Source organism: Cupriavidus gilardii (assembly GCF_013347325.1).
In the GTDB taxonomy this organism is placed as follows: domain Bacteria; phylum Pseudomonadota; class Gammaproteobacteria; order Burkholderiales; family Burkholderiaceae; genus Cupriavidus; species Cupriavidus gilardii.
In genome coordinates, this window is the sequence record NZ_CP054626.1 from 2512976 (window position 1) to 2527364 (window position 14389).

The 14389-nt window shown below is 69.0% G+C and carries 12 protein-coding genes; 7 read left to right on the top strand and 5 right to left on the bottom strand.

Annotated features, from left to right (window positions below):
• The first annotated feature begins 178 nt into the window (after positions 1-178).
• From glyQ to gloA, 7 genes are all read left to right on the top strand, one after another.
• On the top strand, positions 179-1153 hold the full coding sequence (gene glyQ, locus FOB47_RS21455; RefSeq protein ID WP_174782075.1) for a glycine--tRNA ligase subunit alpha: 975 nt from the start codon (positions 179-181) through the stop codon (positions 1151-1153).
• Positions 1150-1743: a hypothetical protein gene (locus FOB47_RS21460; RefSeq protein WP_174782076.1), complete on the top strand. Its 594-nt coding sequence runs from the start codon at positions 1150-1152 to the stop codon at positions 1741-1743. Before glyQ ends, FOB47_RS21460 begins: the two co-directional genes overlap by 4 nt.
• 64 nt (positions 1744-1807) lie before the next feature.
• Positions 1808-3931: a glycine--tRNA ligase subunit beta gene (glyS, locus tag FOB47_RS21465; protein ID WP_053822376.1), complete on the top strand. Its 2124-nt coding sequence runs from the start codon at positions 1808-1810 to the stop codon at positions 3929-3931.
• A 67-nt stretch (positions 3932-3998) separates the two neighbouring features.
• Positions 3999-4652: a D-glycero-beta-D-manno-heptose 1,7-bisphosphate 7-phosphatase gene (gmhB, locus tag FOB47_RS21470; RefSeq protein ID WP_174782077.1), complete on the top strand. Its 654-nt coding sequence runs from the start codon at positions 3999-4001 to the stop codon at positions 4650-4652.
• Entirely contained in the window at positions 4649-5401 is a 753-nt protein-coding gene (locus tag FOB47_RS21475; protein WP_053822377.1) for a lysophospholipid acyltransferase family protein, read from the top strand. The genes gmhB and FOB47_RS21475 overlap by 4 nt, the downstream gene beginning before the upstream one ends.
• On the top strand, positions 5398-6279 hold the full coding sequence (locus FOB47_RS21480; protein ID WP_226994762.1) for a M48 family metallopeptidase: 882 nt from the start codon (positions 5398-5400) through the stop codon (positions 6277-6279). Before FOB47_RS21475 ends, FOB47_RS21480 begins: the two co-directional genes overlap by 4 nt.
• A 132-nt stretch (positions 6280-6411) precedes the next feature.
• Positions 6412-6819, top strand: coding sequence for a lactoylglutathione lyase (gene gloA, locus FOB47_RS21485; protein ID WP_006576854.1), 408 nt, complete (start codon positions 6412-6414; stop codon positions 6817-6819).
• Between the two features lie 73 nt (positions 6820-6892).
• On the opposite strand, the gene FOB47_RS21490 is transcribed toward gloA, so the two are convergent.
• From FOB47_RS21490 to FOB47_RS21510, 5 genes are all read right to left on the bottom strand, one after another.
• Positions 6893-8161 carry an ankyrin repeat domain-containing protein gene (locus FOB47_RS21490; RefSeq protein ID WP_174782078.1) on the bottom strand — a complete coding sequence of 423 codons (1269 nt, stop codon included), beginning with the start codon at positions 8159-8161 and terminating at the stop codon, positions 6893-6895.
• A 205-nt stretch (positions 8162-8366) separates the two neighbouring features.
• Positions 8367-9179 (bottom strand): 16S rRNA (adenine(1518)-N(6)/adenine(1519)-N(6))-dimethyltransferase RsmA, encoded by an 813-nt coding sequence (gene rsmA, locus FOB47_RS21495; RefSeq protein ID WP_053823188.1) that lies wholly within the window; start codon positions 9177-9179, stop codon positions 8367-8369.
• A gap of 10 nt (positions 9180-9189) precedes the next feature.
• Complete coding sequence (gene pdxA / locus FOB47_RS21500; protein ID WP_151022260.1) at positions 9190-10284, bottom strand: 4-hydroxythreonine-4-phosphate dehydrogenase PdxA; 1095 nt, start codon at positions 10282-10284, stop codon at positions 9190-9192.
• Between the two features lie 45 nt (positions 10285-10329).
• Positions 10330-11835 carry a peptidylprolyl isomerase gene (locus FOB47_RS21505; RefSeq protein WP_174782531.1) on the bottom strand — a complete coding sequence of 502 codons (1506 nt, stop codon included), beginning with the start codon at positions 11833-11835 and terminating at the stop codon, positions 10330-10332.
• A 9-nt stretch (positions 11836-11844) separates the two neighbouring features.
• Complete coding sequence (locus FOB47_RS21510; RefSeq protein ID WP_174782079.1) at positions 11845-14268, bottom strand: LPS-assembly protein LptD; 2424 nt, start codon at positions 14266-14268, stop codon at positions 11845-11847.
• Between the last annotated feature and the right edge of the window lie 121 nt (positions 14269-14389).

The following is a 14389-nucleotide window of genomic DNA, read 5'->3' on the forward strand; positions in this document are numbered from 1 at the left end:
TTTACCCGAGGTCCTCGTCCAGCTGCCTGCCCCTCCCCGTCGGCGGCTGCCGGGCAAAAAACCGCTAGAATTCTGGGTTTGGCAACGGCGGGACCGGCCGGCCCGGCCGCCGTCCCCGCCCGCTTCCGCTTCGGTGGCCCGCCGCCGGGCCAACACTCCGCGATCCGTCGTCTTCGTTATGCTGACCTTCCAACAAATGATCCTGACCTTGCAGTCCTACTGGGACCGGCAAGGATGCGCGCTGTTGCAACCCATCGATCTGGAGGTTGGCGCCGGTACCTCGCACGTGCATACCTTCCTGCGCGCGATCGGCCCCGAGCCGTGGCGCGCCGCCTATGTGCAACCGTCGCGCCGCCCGAAGGACGGCCGCTATGGCGAGAACCCGAACCGGCTGCAGCACTATTACCAGTACCAGGTCGTGCTCAAGCCCGCGCCGGAGAACATCCTCGAGCTCTACCTGGGCTCGCTCGAGGCGCTGGGCCTGGACCTGAAGCAGAACGACATCCGCTTCGTCGAGGACGACTGGGAAAACCCGACGCTGGGCGCCTGGGGCCTGGGCTGGGAGGTCTGGCTCAACGGCATGGAGGTGACCCAGTTCACCTACTTCCAGCAGGTCGGCGGCATCGATTGCAAGCCGATCACCGGCGAGATCACCTACGGCATCGAGCGCCTCGCGATGTATCTGCAGGGCGTCGAGAACGTCTACGACCTGGTCTGGACCGAGTGGGAAGAGAACGGCAAGACGCGCCGTCTGACCTATGGGGACGTCTACCACCAGAACGAGGTCGAACAGTCGACCTACAACTTCGAACAGAGCAATACCGACATCCTGTTCCGCCATTTCGCCGAGCACGAGGGCGAGGCCAAGCGGCTGATGGGCGTCGGTGCCGAGGGTAACGCGGCACAGGCGGCAAGCGTCAAGCTGGCGCTGCCGGCCTACGAACAGGTACTCAAGGCCGCCCACACCTTCAACCTGCTGGACGCGCGCGGCGCGATCTCGGTGACCGAGCGCGCCGCCTACATCGGCCGCATCCGCAATCTGTCGCGGCTGGTCGCGCAGGCCTACTACGATTCGCGGGAGGCGCTGGGCTTCCCGATGTGCGCGCCGGCTGGCGCCGAGGCCCCCACCGGCACCATCGAGGCCGCCGCATGAACTCGATGGCACGCCGTGCGCTGTGCAGCGCGCTGGCGGTGGCCGCCACGGGCGGCGCGCACGCCATCGTGCCGTCGGCCTATGCCCAGGCCTCGCAGGTGCTCTACCCATCGGCCGAGCAGGCCAACGTCTGCGAAGGCGATTCGCAGGCGCTGCAGCAGGCCATCAACAAGCATCTGCAGCCGAGCGCCAACGCGATCGACCAGTGGACGCAGCTGGTGCGCTCGATGTCGTGCGACCTGTCCGGGTCCAGGGACCTGGGCTGGCGGCGCGTGCCGCTGCGCGCCTACGAGAGCGCGATCCGCTACCCGCTGACCTGGGTCGAGACCGTACACCGCAACGGCCGGCAACGGCGCCTGGTGCGCACCTACCATTCGGCCTCGCAGCTGCCGCCGCGGATCGACTTCTGGATCGGCGGCCGCATCGACGAGATCCGCTACGATCGCCGCCATCACCGCCTGTATGCGCGCTTCTCCGCCAACAGCGAGAAGCTGGCCGGCAGCACCCAGTCCGCCTGCCGCTCGACCACGCTGCAGTTTCGCCAGCAGCATGGGCTATGGCTGCTGTCCGGCGTCGAACCGCGCTGTTGAGCGCCGCTGAACCTTTCCGGCGCCGCCGATGCCGGCGTGCGCCACAACCCGTTGGAACCGATTCATGTCGCAACCCCTGACCGATTCGCTGCTGATCGAACTGTTCACCGAAGAGCTGCCGCCGAAGGCGCTGGCGCGCCTGGGCGAGGCCTTTGCCCAGGGCCTGTTCGCCGGCCTCGCCGAACGCGGCCTGCTCGATGACGGCAGCACGGTGACGCCGTACGCCACGCCGCGCCGCCTGGCCGCGCGGATCAGCGGCGTGCGCGAAAGCGCCCCGGACCGCGAGCAGCGCGAGAAGGTGTTGCCGGTGTCGGTGGCGCTCGACGCGGCCGGCGAGCCGACCGCGCCGCTGGCCAAGAAGCTGGCCGCGCTGGCCAAATCGGTCGGCGTCGACGCGATCGACTGGCAGACGCTGGAGCGCGCCTCCGACGGCAAGGCCGAGGCGCTGTTCTACCGCTACACCGCGCGCGGCGCGGTGCTGGCCGAGGGCCTGCAGGCCGCGCTGGACGAAACCATCGGCAAGCTGCCGATCCCGAAGGTGATGAGCTACCAGCGCCCGGACGGCAGCACCGTCAACTTCGTGCGCCCGGCCCACCGGCTGATCGCGCTGCATGGCGACAAGGTCGTGCCCGTCTCGGCGCTGGGGCTGGCGGCGGGCCGACGCACGCTGGGCCACCGCTTCCTGTCCGCCGGCGAGATCGACATCCCGCACGCCGAGCGCTACGCCGCCGTGCTGGAGGACCAGGGCAAGGTGCTGGCCAGCTATGCGCAGCGGCGCGAGCGCATCCGCGAAGGGCTGCTGGCCGCCGCCGGCGCCGATCGCGTGATCATGCCCGAAGCGCTGCTCGACGAGGTCAACGCGCTGGTCGAATGGCCGGTGGTCTATGCCTGCCATTTCGAGGAGGCCTTCCTCGCCGTGCCGCAGGAATGCCTGATCCTGACGATGCAGACCAACCAGAAGTACTTCGCGCTGACCGACGCCAACGGCCAGCTGCGCAACCGCTTCCTGATCGTGTCGAACCTGGCCACCGACACGCCGCAGTCGATCATCGGCGGCAACGAGCGCGTGGTGCGCCCGCGCCTGGCCGATGCCAAGTTCTTCTTCGACCAGGACCGCAAGAAGACGCTGGCCTCGCGCGTGCCGCAGCTCGCCAACGTGGTCTATCACAACAAGATCGGCACCCAGCTGGACCGCGTGCAGCGGCTGCAGCAGATCGCCGGCCATATCGCCGACGCGCTGGCCACGGCCGGCGTGCCGGTCGACAAGGCGGCCGCAATGCGCGGCGCGGAACTGGCCAAGGCCGACCTGCTGACCGACATGGTCGGCGAATTCCCCGAACTGCAGGGCACGATGGGGACTTACTACGCGCGCCACGACGACGAAGCCGAGGAAGTCGCGCTGGCCTGCTCCGAACACTACCGTCCGCGCTTTGCCGGCGATGCGCTGCCGTCGAACCCGGTCAGCATCGCGGTGGCGCTGGCCGACAAGCTCGAGACGCTGGTCGGCATCTGGGGCATCGGCCTGCAGCCGACCGGCGAGAAGGACCCGTTCGCGCTGCGCCGCCATGCGCTGGGCATCCTGCGCATGCTGGTCGAGACGCCGCTGCCGCTGGGCATCGACGCGCTGCTGGCGCTGACCGAGCAGGCCTTCGCCGGCGTGCCGGCGGTCAAGCCGGCGCGCGAGGACATCACCGACTTCCTGTACGACCGTCTGCGCGGCTATCTGAAGGACAAGGGCTACACCACCAACGAGGTGGAGGCGGTGGTCAGCCTGCGCCCGCAGCGGCTCGACGACATCCTCGGCCGCATGGAAGCGGTGCGCACCTTCGCCGCGCTGCCCGAGGCGGACGCGCTGGCGGCCGCCAACAAGCGGATCACCAATATCCTGCGCAAGAATACCGAGGCCGTCGGCGAGGTCGCGCCGGCGCTGTTCCAGGAAGACGCGGAGGGCGCGCTGCATGCCGCCATCGACAGCGTGCGGCCGGAGGTCGAGGCGGCGTTCGCACGCGGCGACTTCACCGCCGCGTTGCGCGACCTGGCCCGGCTGCGCGACGCGGTGGACCGCTTCTTCGACGGCGTGATGGTGATGGCCGAGGACGCGCAGCTGCGCGCCAACCGCCTCGCCCTGCTGGCCTCGCTGCATGCGCTGGCCAACCGCGTCGCGGACATCTCGAAGCTGGCCGCCTGACCCTCGCCGCCTTGCACGGACGCACCGCACAAGCCGCACCGACCGTACCCGTTACCGAAGCGCCGCCATGCCGCAGACACCGCCCAAATTCGTGATCCTGGACCGCGATGGGGTCATCAACCTCGACAGCGACCAGTTCATCAAGACGCCGGACGAATGGATTCCGATCCCCGGCAGCCTGGAAGCGATCGCCGCGCTGAACGAGGCCGGCTACCGCGTCGTGGTCGCCAGCAACCAGTCGGGCATCGGCCGCGGCCTGTTCGAGATGAGCGCGCTGAACGCGATGCACGAGAAGATGTACAAGGCGCTGGCCCGCCTCGGCGGCCGCGTCGAGGCGATCTTCTTCTGCCCGCACACCGCCGCGGACGCGTGCGACTGCCGCAAACCCAAACCCGGCCTGATCCAGCAGGCGGCGCAGCGCTTCGGCATCGAGCTGCGCGGCGTGCCGATCGTCGGCGATTCGCTGCGCGACCTGGAGGCCGGCGTCGCCCTCGGCTGCACGCCGCACCTGGTGCGCACCGGCAAGGGCGAAGGCACGCTGGCCAAGGGTGGCCTGCCGCCCGGCACGCTGGTCCACGACGATCTGCGCGCGTTCTCGCGCTGGCTGCTGGAAGGCGATGGCGCGAAGCACGGCGCCGCGGCGGCATCGCATGCGGGTGCGGCACCTGTGGCAACTGCGGGCCGCGCCACGTCACCGGTTGACTCGACGAACCCTCGATGATCTTTCTACGCTCCCTGCTGTTCGCGTTGTACCTGCTGGTACTGACGCCCCCCTATGCCTGCGCCTGCTTCCTGGCCTTCCCCTTCATGAGCGCCAACCGGCGCTACCGCTTCGTGCGCGGCTGGCCAAAGCTGGTGATCGGCGCCGCCCGGCTGATCTGCGGCATCCGCTACCGCATCGAAGGCGGCGAGCACCTGCAGGCCATGATCGACAAGCCGGTGGTGCTGCTGTCCAAGCACCAGTCGGCGTGGGAAACCGTGGCGCTGGTGGCGACGATGCCCAAGCCGCTGTGTTTCGTCTTCAAGCGCGAGCTGCTGTTCGTGCCGTTCTTCGGCTGGGCGCTGGGCATGCTGAAGATGGTCCATATCAACCGCAAGGACGGTTCGCGGGCGTTCGCCTCGGCCGTGCGCCAGGGCCGCGAGCGGCTCGCCGAGGGGGCCTGGATCATCATGTTCCCGGAAGGCACGCGCACCCCGGCCGGCATGGAAAACCCGCGCTACAAGAGCGGCGGAGCCCGGCTGGCGGTCGAGACCGGCGCCTCGGTGATTCCGATCGCGGTCAATTCCGGGCGCCTGTGGCCGCGCAACTCGTTCCTGAAGTACCCCGGCACCATCACGATCTCGATCGGCCCGCCGCTGTCGTCGGCCCACAAGACCGCCGACCTGCTGAACCAGGAGGTCGAGCAATGGATCGAGCGCGACATGCGCCGCATCGATCCGGAGAGCTATCTGCGAGGGCAGCCTGCATGAAGCCGGCCCGCCGCGCCCCGGAACCCGCGGATGGCCAGATGGAGCTGCCGCTGATGGACTCCGGCGCCGGCACGGCCGGCGCGCGGCCGGCGGCCAGCGCGCTGGACGGCACCACGTCGGCCGGCCCGGCCACGGCAACGTGGCCGGCGCCGCAGCCCAACGCCCGGCTGCTGCGGCTTGGCGAACGTCCGCTGCACTACACGCTGAAGCGTTCGTCCCGGCGCACCATCGGCTTCGTCATCGACGATCGCGGGCTGTCGATCACCGCGCCGCGCTGGGTCACCATCGCCGACATCGAAGCGGCGATCGCCGAGAAGCAGCGCTGGATCTTCGGCAAGCTGGCCGAATGGCAGCAGCGCGATGCGCAGCGCGTGCTGCCCGCGGTGCAGTGGCGCGACGGCGCGACGCTGCCCTTCCTCGGCAAGCCGATCACGCTGCGGCTCGATTCGCCGACCGGTACGCTGCTGTTCGATGGGCAGGCTCGCGTGCTGCATCTGGCGCTGCCCGAGCAGGCCGACGAGCAACAGATCAAGGACCGCGTGCAAGCCTGGCTGCAGCACCAGGCCAAGCGGCTGCTGGCCGAACGGCTCGATATCTATGCGGAAAAGCTCGGCGTGCGCCACCGCGCCTTCGCGCTGAGCTCGGCCAATACGCGCTGGGGCAGCTGCACCTCGGACGGCAAGATCCGGCTGAGCTGGCGGCTGATGCATTTCCCGCTGTCGGTGATCGACTATGTGGCCGCGCACGAGCTGGCGCATCTGAAGGAAATGAACCACAGCCCGCGTTTCTGGGACACGGTGGCGTCGATCTTCCCCGAGTTCCGCGACGCCCGCGCGCAGTTGCGCAGCCATCCGCCCGAAGCGTTGCCGGCATTCTGACGCGGCGGCACCGGCGGCGCCCCCCGGATCGCTGCGCCGATCCGTTCTACACTAACGCCTTTGCCGCACTCCCTGCGGCACCCTGCAGTACCCCTACAAGACGTCAATAGAACACCCCAACAGAGGCTCATCATGCGACTCCTCCACACCATGCTCCGTGTCGGCGACCTGCAGCGCTCGATCGATTTCTACACCCGCGTGCTCGGCATGCAACTGCTGCGCGAGAGCGACAATCCCGAATACAAGTACCGGCTCGCCTTCGTCGGCTACGGCCCCGAGAGCGAAACCGCGGTGCTGGAACTGACCTACAACTACGGCGTCGACAAGTACGAGATGGGCACCGCCTACGGCCACATCGCGCTGGAAACGGATGATGCCGCCGGCGCCTGCGAACGCATCCGCGCGGCCGGCGGCAAGGTCACGCGCGAGGCGGGCCCCGTGAAGGGCGGCACCACGGTGATCGCCTTCGTCGAAGACCCGGACGGCTACAAGATCGAGCTGATCGAGCGCAACTCGACGCGCGACGCCAGCCGGCCCTGACGGGCTGCCCCGGGGCCCCAGGGCCCCAAGGCCCCGGGGCTGCGCCGTCCGCGCACCGCGGCGACGCGCGGCCTCAAAGGATGGTGCAAACGCTCTCGCCCTTCGCCACGCGACGCATGTTGCTTTCGAGCTGATAGTCCCTGACGGTGGCGCCATTGCCGTCCACCATGTCGGTCCGCGCCCCCGCCACGATGATCTTGAAGATGAAGCCCGGCGGCTGGTCGCTCATATGCGCGTACATCAGTGGCGTGCGGCCCAGCGTATCGCGGCCATTGATGTTGCCGCCGGCATCGCGCAAGCTCTTGACGATGTCCAGGTATCCGTCCGACGCCGCCACCATCATCGGCGAGGTGCCGGCATCGTCGCGGACATCCGGGTCGGCGCCGTAGGCCACCAACTGCTGCACGGCACGCAGCTGGCCCAACGCGGCGGCCAGATGCAGCGCCGTGATGCCTAGTGGGCCCCGGGCATCGACGGGAACGCCATGGAGCAGCAAGCGCGCGAACGGCGCGTCCGCGCCGAGCGCTATCGCGGTCATCAACGGCGTCATGCCCATGGCGGGCTCCGCTTGTTCGAGCACGGCGCGGTTGTCGACCGCCGCCGCCAGGTCGATCAGCGCGCAGGCCACGCGCGGCGCCTTGTTGCGCAAGGCCAGCTGCAACAGGTCCAGCCCGTCCTTGATCGGCATGTCGAGGCTCCAGTCGGCGTTGGTCACCAGGTGCCGCACGGCGGCCGCATCGTCGGCCTCGATTCCTGACAGCACGCTGGTCCGAAATCCATTCATCCAGTCGACCAGGGCGTCTTCCAGCGCCGGCAGGATCGCCGCATGGCCGAGCGCCGGCGCGCCCCCCACGTCCTTGCCGAGCTCCAGCGCGCTCCTGCCGTGCCGGTTCGGCTTGCCGAGGGCGCCGAGCCCGATGCCGCCGCCGTACCAGCGCCCGTGGTCCAGCAACGACTGCACCACCGCGGGCATGGTCGGACGCAGACCCAGCGCCAGGTGCATGCAGGTGTCGCCGTCGCAATTGGCGATGGCGGGATCGGCCCGATGGGCGAGCAGCGTATTGATCAGCGCCGGTTCGCAACGCGACTGGATCGCCGTGTGCAACGGTGTGTTGCCCTGCTCGTCGCGCCAGCGGATGGCGGCCGGTTCGCGCTGAAGCCACTCGCGCACCGCCGGGCCGTCGTGGCGCCGCAGCGCCAGCGCCAGTTCGCGGCCTGCGTGGTGGGGGCCGGCGCTGCCGGTGCATTCATCGCCTGTGGCGCGGCGCGCGCCGTGAACGGTGTCGGGTACGGGGCCGGACTGGAACAGCGGGACCTGGCTCGTGATACGGCTAGCATGCATGCTGCGCTCCTTTGCGGTTGAGAGATCGGGCGACGCGGCCCTGGGCCGGTCGCGGCGCGATTCTCATCCGCGCCGGAAGGCGCGCTTTAGCATTCGGGTGGAGTTCTTGCGCAGGCCGGCGACACAGTGCGCGGACACAGTGTGCCGACACCGTGTGCCGACTGCCGCGGCCCGCAGAGGGAAGGAAAGGGAAGAAAAATCGGGCTTACCCGCCGATGCGATTGGCCAGCTCGACGTACTCGGCCACCGGCACCTCTTCGGCGCGGCGGCCCAGGTCGAAGCCGATCGCGTCGAAGTCGACATGATCGCGCAGCATCGACAGCGTGTTGCGCAGCACCTTGCGGCGCTGCGAAAACGCCGCGGTGACCAGGTCGCCCAGCACCGTCATGTCGCACGCGGCGTACGGCGAGCGCAGCCGGCCGTCCTCGTGGCGCGGCCACGGAATCATGCGCACCACCGCGGAATCGACCTTGGGCGGCGGATTGAACGACTCCGGCGGCACGTCCAGCACGTATTCCATGTGGTAGCGGACCTGCAGCATGATCGACAGCCGGCCGAAGGCCTTGCTGCCGGGCTCGGCCACCATCCGCTCGACCACCTCCTTCTGCAGCATGAAATGCTGGTCGCGCACGTGATCGGCGAACTCCATCAGATGGAACAGCAGCGGGCTCGAGATGTTGTACGGCAGATTGCCGACGATGCGAAGCGGGCGTCCGGGCTGCTTCAGCTGGTCGAAATCGAAGGCCAGCGCATCGCCGGCGTGGATCGTCATGCGGTCGCCATAGCGGCGGCGCAGCCGTTCGACCAGATCGCGGTCCAGTTCGACCACGTGCAGATGATCGAGCCGCTCCAGCAGCGGCTCGGTCAGCGCGCCGAGGCCGGGACCGATCTCGACGACCAGGTCGCCGGCGTGCGGGTCGATGGCATTGACGATGCCATGAATGATGCTGTCGTCGACCAGGAAGTTCTGGCCGAATCGCTTGCGGGCCGTATGGCCCTGGTGCACAGGGGAACGCATCGATGTCTCTTCAGTGTCCGGCCGGCGAGCCGCCAGGCAGGTCGCGCCCGGCATGGCCGACCATGCCGATCGCGCAGCGGATCGCCTCGATCATGCTGCCGTGTTCGGCGCGGCCCGTGGCGGCCAGATCGAGCGCGGTGCCGTGATCGACCGAGGTGCGGATGAACGGCAGGCCGAGCGTGATATTGACACCATGGCCGAAGGTGCCGTATTTCAGCGGCGCCAGGCCCTGGTCATGGTACATCGCCAGTACGCAGTCGGCATCGCGCAGCAGCCGGGGCTGGAACAGCGTGTCGGCCGGATAGGGGCCGCGCGCGTCGATGCCCGCCTCGCGTGCCTTCGTCAGCGCCGGCGCGATGATGTCGATCTCCTCGCGGCCGAGGTGTCCGCTCTCGCCGGCATGCGGATTCAGTCCCGTCACCAGGATGCGGGGATGGGCCAGGCCGAAGCGCCGCCGCAGATCGGTGTCGACGATCGTCAGCGTCTCGAGCAGCATCGGCACGTCGAGCGCATCGGCCACGTCGCGCAGCGGCAGATGGGTGGTGGCCAGCGCCACGCGCAGCATCGCATTGGCATGCGCGGGCTGCGGGCCGGCCAGCATCATCACCACGCGCGCGACACCGGCCCGCTCGGCCAGATATTCGGTATGGCCGGTGAACGGTACACCGGCGTCATTGATGGTGCTCTTCTGCACCGGTGCGGTGACCACCGCCGCATAGCGGGCGGTCTGCCCCGGCTGCGGCTGCAGGCCGGCCAGCGCCGCATCGAGCAGCGCCAGCACATGGCGTCCGTTGCGCGCGTCGAGCACGCCGGGCTGGCATGGCACCGCCAGCGGAATATCGTCGACGACGACCTCGCCCGCAACGAGCTTGTCCTGCCATGCCTGCGCCAATCCGAGCACCGCGGCGCGTTCGGCCAGCAGCCGCGCGTCGCCGAGCACATGGAAGCGCGGGCCCGCCTTCCCGCCCGCCAGCTCCAGCACCGCCCGGATCGTGATGTCCGGACCGATGCCGGCCGGCTCGCCGGTCGTGATCGCGATCGGCAGCGACGCGGCCGGATGCGCGGAAACCGTTGGCGGGGAAGATGTGGCAGACGGCGCGGTCATCGTGGTGGCGATACGGTTCCCGTGGCGGGTCCTTCGCTGGATACCTTAGCGGGTCGCCTCGCGGTTGGTCCGGTATTCGACATAGGCGGCCTCGCGCAACTGGCGCAGCCAATCCTCGTAGGCGGCGCGCAGCTTCTGCTCGCGCACCTCGGCGCGGGCGAAGTCGCGCTGCTTCTCCGGCGACACCTCGACCTCGCGGCGGTTGTCGACCTGGATCAGGTGCACGCCGAACTGGCTGGTGACCGGCTCGGACACTTCACCCGGGCGCAGGCGGTTCATCGCCTGCTCGAACTCGGGGACCAGCTCGCCCGGCGACACCCAGCCGAGTTCGCCGCCGTTCTGCGCCGAACCGTCCTGCGAATAGCGCTTGGCGATATCGGCGAAGCTGGTGCCGTGCTGGATGCGGTCGCGCAGCGTCGACAGCTGGCGGCGCGCCTCGGCCTCGGGCATGTTCGGGCCGGTGCGGATCAGGATATGGCGCACCTGCGTCTGCGTGATGCGGCTGGGCGCGACATCGCCGCCGGCGGGCGCGGTGCGCTTGCCGGCGAGCTTCAGCACATGGAACCCGGCCGGGCTTTCGACGACCTCCGGTACCACCTTGCCCGGCTGCAGATCCAGCACGGCATTGGCGAACTGCGCGGGCAGGCGGCCGATCTCGCGATAGCCGAGCGAACCGCCCTTGGCACCCTCGGCGCCGTCCGAATTGTTCTGCGCCAGCTGCGCGAAGTCCGCGCCGCCCTGGGCCTGCTTCAGCAGCCCCTCGGCCTTGGCGCGCAGTTGCGCCTTCTGCGCCTCGCTGGCGCCTTCGGGCACGCGCACGAAGATCTGCGCGACGTCGTACTGCGCTTCGCCGGCCGGCGCGGCGCCGCTGCGTGCGGCGCGCGCGGCCAGATAGTTGTCGATCTCGCCGTCGAACACCTGCACCTTGGAGTCGACCTCGCGCTCGCGCAGCCGGATCACCTGCACCTGCTTGCGCAGCTCGCTGCGGTACTTGTCCCAGGTCATGCCGCTGCGGTCGACCTGCGCACGCAGATCGGCCACGCTGATGCGGTTCTGCTGCGCGACCGACTCGATCGCGCGGTCGACCTCCTGATCGGTCACGCGGATGCCGGCGTCCTGCGCGGCCTGGGTCTGCACCCGCTCCATCACCAGCCGCTCCAGCACTTCGCCGAGCAGTTCTTCGCGCGGCGGAATCGGACGGCCGGCGGAGCGCAGCTGGTTCTCGATCTCGTCGGCGCTATCGAGCAGCTCGCGCCGCGTGATCACGGTGTTGTTGACGATCGCCACCACCTCGTCGACCAGCTGCGAGCGGCCGGTGCGCTGGCCCGAGCCCAGGCGCGGCTGGGTCGGGGAGGTCGGCGGCGTGGCCTGCGAACCCTGTGGCACGAAGATGCCGCTGGCGCGCGGCGTGGAGCCCGACGCACCGGGGGCCTTCAGCTGCGCGGCCGCCGGAACGGCCACGCAGGCGAGCAATGCGGACAGCACGATGCCGCGCGAACGCCGCGACGATGCCGCGGTAACGGAAAATACGGAGACTGCTTGACGCTTCATCATGGTCCGTCATTCGTAATGGTCGAACTGGGTCTGAGGGATCGGCGCGGCCGAGACAGGCTCGTAGCCAGGCACGTTCAACCTCATGATATCCAGCGGATTGGAGCCGATCTTCGACAGGCCGCGGAACTCCACCTGCAGAAACACGCGGCCGGTGTAGCCCTGCGTGGTATTGCGGAATCGCTGGTAGGCGACCCGGCCGACCCAGCAGTCGGCGGCATATTCGAGCCCCAGCAGCGTATCGACCAGCTGGTTCGCGCTCATGTCGTAGGCGACACGTCCGATGCCGTAGGTCCGCCGCGTGATCGGCCACTGGCTCGAGATCTCGAACTGGTCGATCGCGGTATTGTCGGTGACCGTGGTCGGACGACGGTAGCGGTAGCCGACGTTCAGCAGCTTGCGCGGCTCCGGCCGCCACGCGAACGCGATGTTCGACTGGATCACCCGGTCGTTTTCCGGGTTGTACTGCATCCCGGCATTGATGTAGTAGCCGCGGAACAGCTGGATGGTGGTGGCGCCCAGCAGGTCCGAGTAGCCCTTCTCCGCATCGTCGAGCGTGCCGGTCAACTGCACGCGTTGGCCGCTCATGTCGAAGCGTTGCGCCAGCGTACCACGGAAGCGTTCGATGCCCGTCTCGGACTCGATCAGTCGGGTGGTCACGCCCGCGGTCAGCTTGTTGTTGTCGGCGATGCGGTCGTAGCCGGTAAACGGATTCTCGCTGAAGATCTGGCCGTAGCCGAAGTCCGACTGCACCGTGTCGAACAGCGGGAACGCGCTCTGGTCGCGGAACGGCGTGTAGACGTAGAACAGCCGCGGCTCCAGCGTCTGCAGGTACCTGGTGCCGAACAGCCGGCTGATGGTCGGCGCGTCGCGCTCGAACGTCATGCCGCTGTCGATGCTGAAGGTCGGCACCGAGCGCGTCAGCGTGTTGTTGGCCCCCGGCGTGTTGGTCGACGGCTCCATCTGGTACTGGGCCGCGTTGAACATGACCTTGGGCGTCACGAACCAGCCCGGGCGCACGATCGGATAGCTGATCGACGGCTGGATGAACACGCGCTCGCCCTGCGGCTGCTGGAAGCCGGTGGTCGTCAGCGGGATGCGGAAGCGCGTGTAGTCGGCCTCGATCTGCACGTCGAAGCCGCCCCAGTTGTAGCGCGTGAACTTGCCGTTCAACTGCGGCACGCGCTCGTAGGTCGGCTGGCTCGGCGCCAGCGTCTGGAAGGTCTGCACCCGCGCCAGCAGCGAGAAGTCCTGCCAGTTGTAGGTGACCCCGCCCTCCTGCGTGTACTGCCGCAGCGTCGACTGCGCGACCGTGCGCGTCAGGTCGTCCGGATAGCGGTCGTCCGATACCCGGTTCAGGTTCACATAGGCGTTCAGGCCCTTGGCCAGGTTCTGCGTATGCTGGATCGAGTACAGCCAGCGGTCCGAGTTGGTCTTCTGGTCGTTCGGCAGGAACTCGCCGCGGATGCGGCCCGCATAGCCGTTGCCGATATAGCGGAAGTCGCCGCCCAGCTGCACGCCCCGTTCGCTCATCACGCGCGGATACAGCGTCAGGTCGCGGTTCGGCGCGATATTGAAGTAGTACGGCACCGTCAGGTCGAAACCCGAACGGGAGCTGTAGGCCATCAGCGGCGCCAGGAAGCCGCTGCGGCGCTCGTCGGTCAGCGGGAAGGTCACCGCCGGCGCCGCCAGGATCGGCACGTCGAAGAAGCGCAGCACGGCGCCGTGCGCGGTGCCGACCTGACGGTCGCTGTCCAGATCGAGCTGGCGCGCGCTGAAATACCAGTCCGCGTTGTCCGGCGAACAGGTGGTATAGGTGGCGCGCTGGATGGTGCTCTCGTTCTTGTTCAGGAAGTCGATGCGCTCGGCCGTGCCCGAACCGCCGGTCTGCTGGAAGTAATAGTCCGGCGACAGCATGTAGCCTTCGTTGGCCTCGACGCGCAGCTTCGCCTCGGGGCCGACCGCCAGCGTGCCTTCGCGCGAGAGCCGGACGTTGCCGGTCGCCAGCGCCTCGTCGCTGTCCTGGTCGTAGGTCAGCTTGTCGGCCTTGATCACGGCACCGTCGCTGCGCAGCTCGGCATTGCCCTGCAGTTCCAGGCCGCGCTCGTTGTATCCGGTCATGCTGTCGCCGGAGACATAGGTCGGTGCGCTCGGGTCGCTCGGCGCGCTGCGCCAGGTGGCCGGCTCCGACAGATAGGGGATCAGTTCGCCGGGGCGCGGCGGCTGGCGCGGGTCGGCCGCCTCGGCCGTGGGCTCCGCAGCCGGCAGCGCGGGAATCGCCGAGCCGACCGCCTGGCCTTGCGCATGGGCGCCCAGCGACCAGCCGGCCATGGCCAGCACCAGCGGGCGCAGGGCCCGGACTGGCCGGCGCGCGGGCTGGCGGCCCGGCGCCTGGATTGCGGTGTGATTCCGTGATCGTTGTTGTTCGGTCATGCGTCGGGTCGTCGGTCGGACGGCGGGACGGTTGCGCAGAACCGCCGCAGCCACCGTCCAAACAGGCTGCCAGGCACAGGACGGGCCCACCCGGGAGCCGCCCGGCGCCCGGGTCTGGTCG

Coding starts and splice junctions, on each gene's coding strand:
- pdxA (WP_151022260.1), bottom strand. CDS start 10,284: ATGACCGCGCCGTCTGCCACATCTTCCCCGCCAACGGTTTCCGCGCAT.
- FOB47_RS21460 (WP_174782076.1), top strand. CDS start 1,150: ATGAACTCGATGGCACGCCGTGCGCTGTGCAGCGCGCTGGCGGTGGCC.
- glyS (WP_053822376.1), top strand. CDS start 1,808: ATGTCGCAACCCCTGACCGATTCGCTGCTGATCGAACTGTTCACCGAA.
- FOB47_RS21480 (WP_226994762.1), top strand. CDS start 5,398: ATGAAGCCGGCCCGCCGCGCCCCGGAACCCGCGGATGGCCAGATGGAG.
- gmhB (WP_174782077.1), top strand. CDS start 3,999: ATGCCGCAGACACCGCCCAAATTCGTGATCCTGGACCGCGATGGGGTC.
- FOB47_RS21505 (WP_174782531.1), bottom strand. CDS start 11,835: ATGAAGCGTCAAGCAGTCTCCGTATTTTCCGTTACCGCGGCATCGTCG.
- gloA (WP_006576854.1), top strand. CDS start 6,412: ATGCGACTCCTCCACACCATGCTCCGTGTCGGCGACCTGCAGCGCTCG.
- glyQ (WP_174782075.1), top strand. CDS start 179: ATGCTGACCTTCCAACAAATGATCCTGACCTTGCAGTCCTACTGGGAC.
- FOB47_RS21475 (WP_053822377.1), top strand. CDS start 4,649: ATGATCTTTCTACGCTCCCTGCTGTTCGCGTTGTACCTGCTGGTACTG.
- rsmA (WP_053823188.1), bottom strand. CDS start 9,179: ATGCGTTCCCCTGTGCACCAGGGCCATACGGCCCGCAAGCGATTCGGC.
- FOB47_RS21490 (WP_174782078.1), bottom strand. CDS start 8,161: ATGCATGCTAGCCGTATCACGAGCCAGGTCCCGCTGTTCCAGTCCGGC.
- FOB47_RS21510 (WP_174782079.1), bottom strand. CDS start 14,268: ATGACCGAACAACAACGATCACGGAATCACACCGCAATCCAGGCGCCG.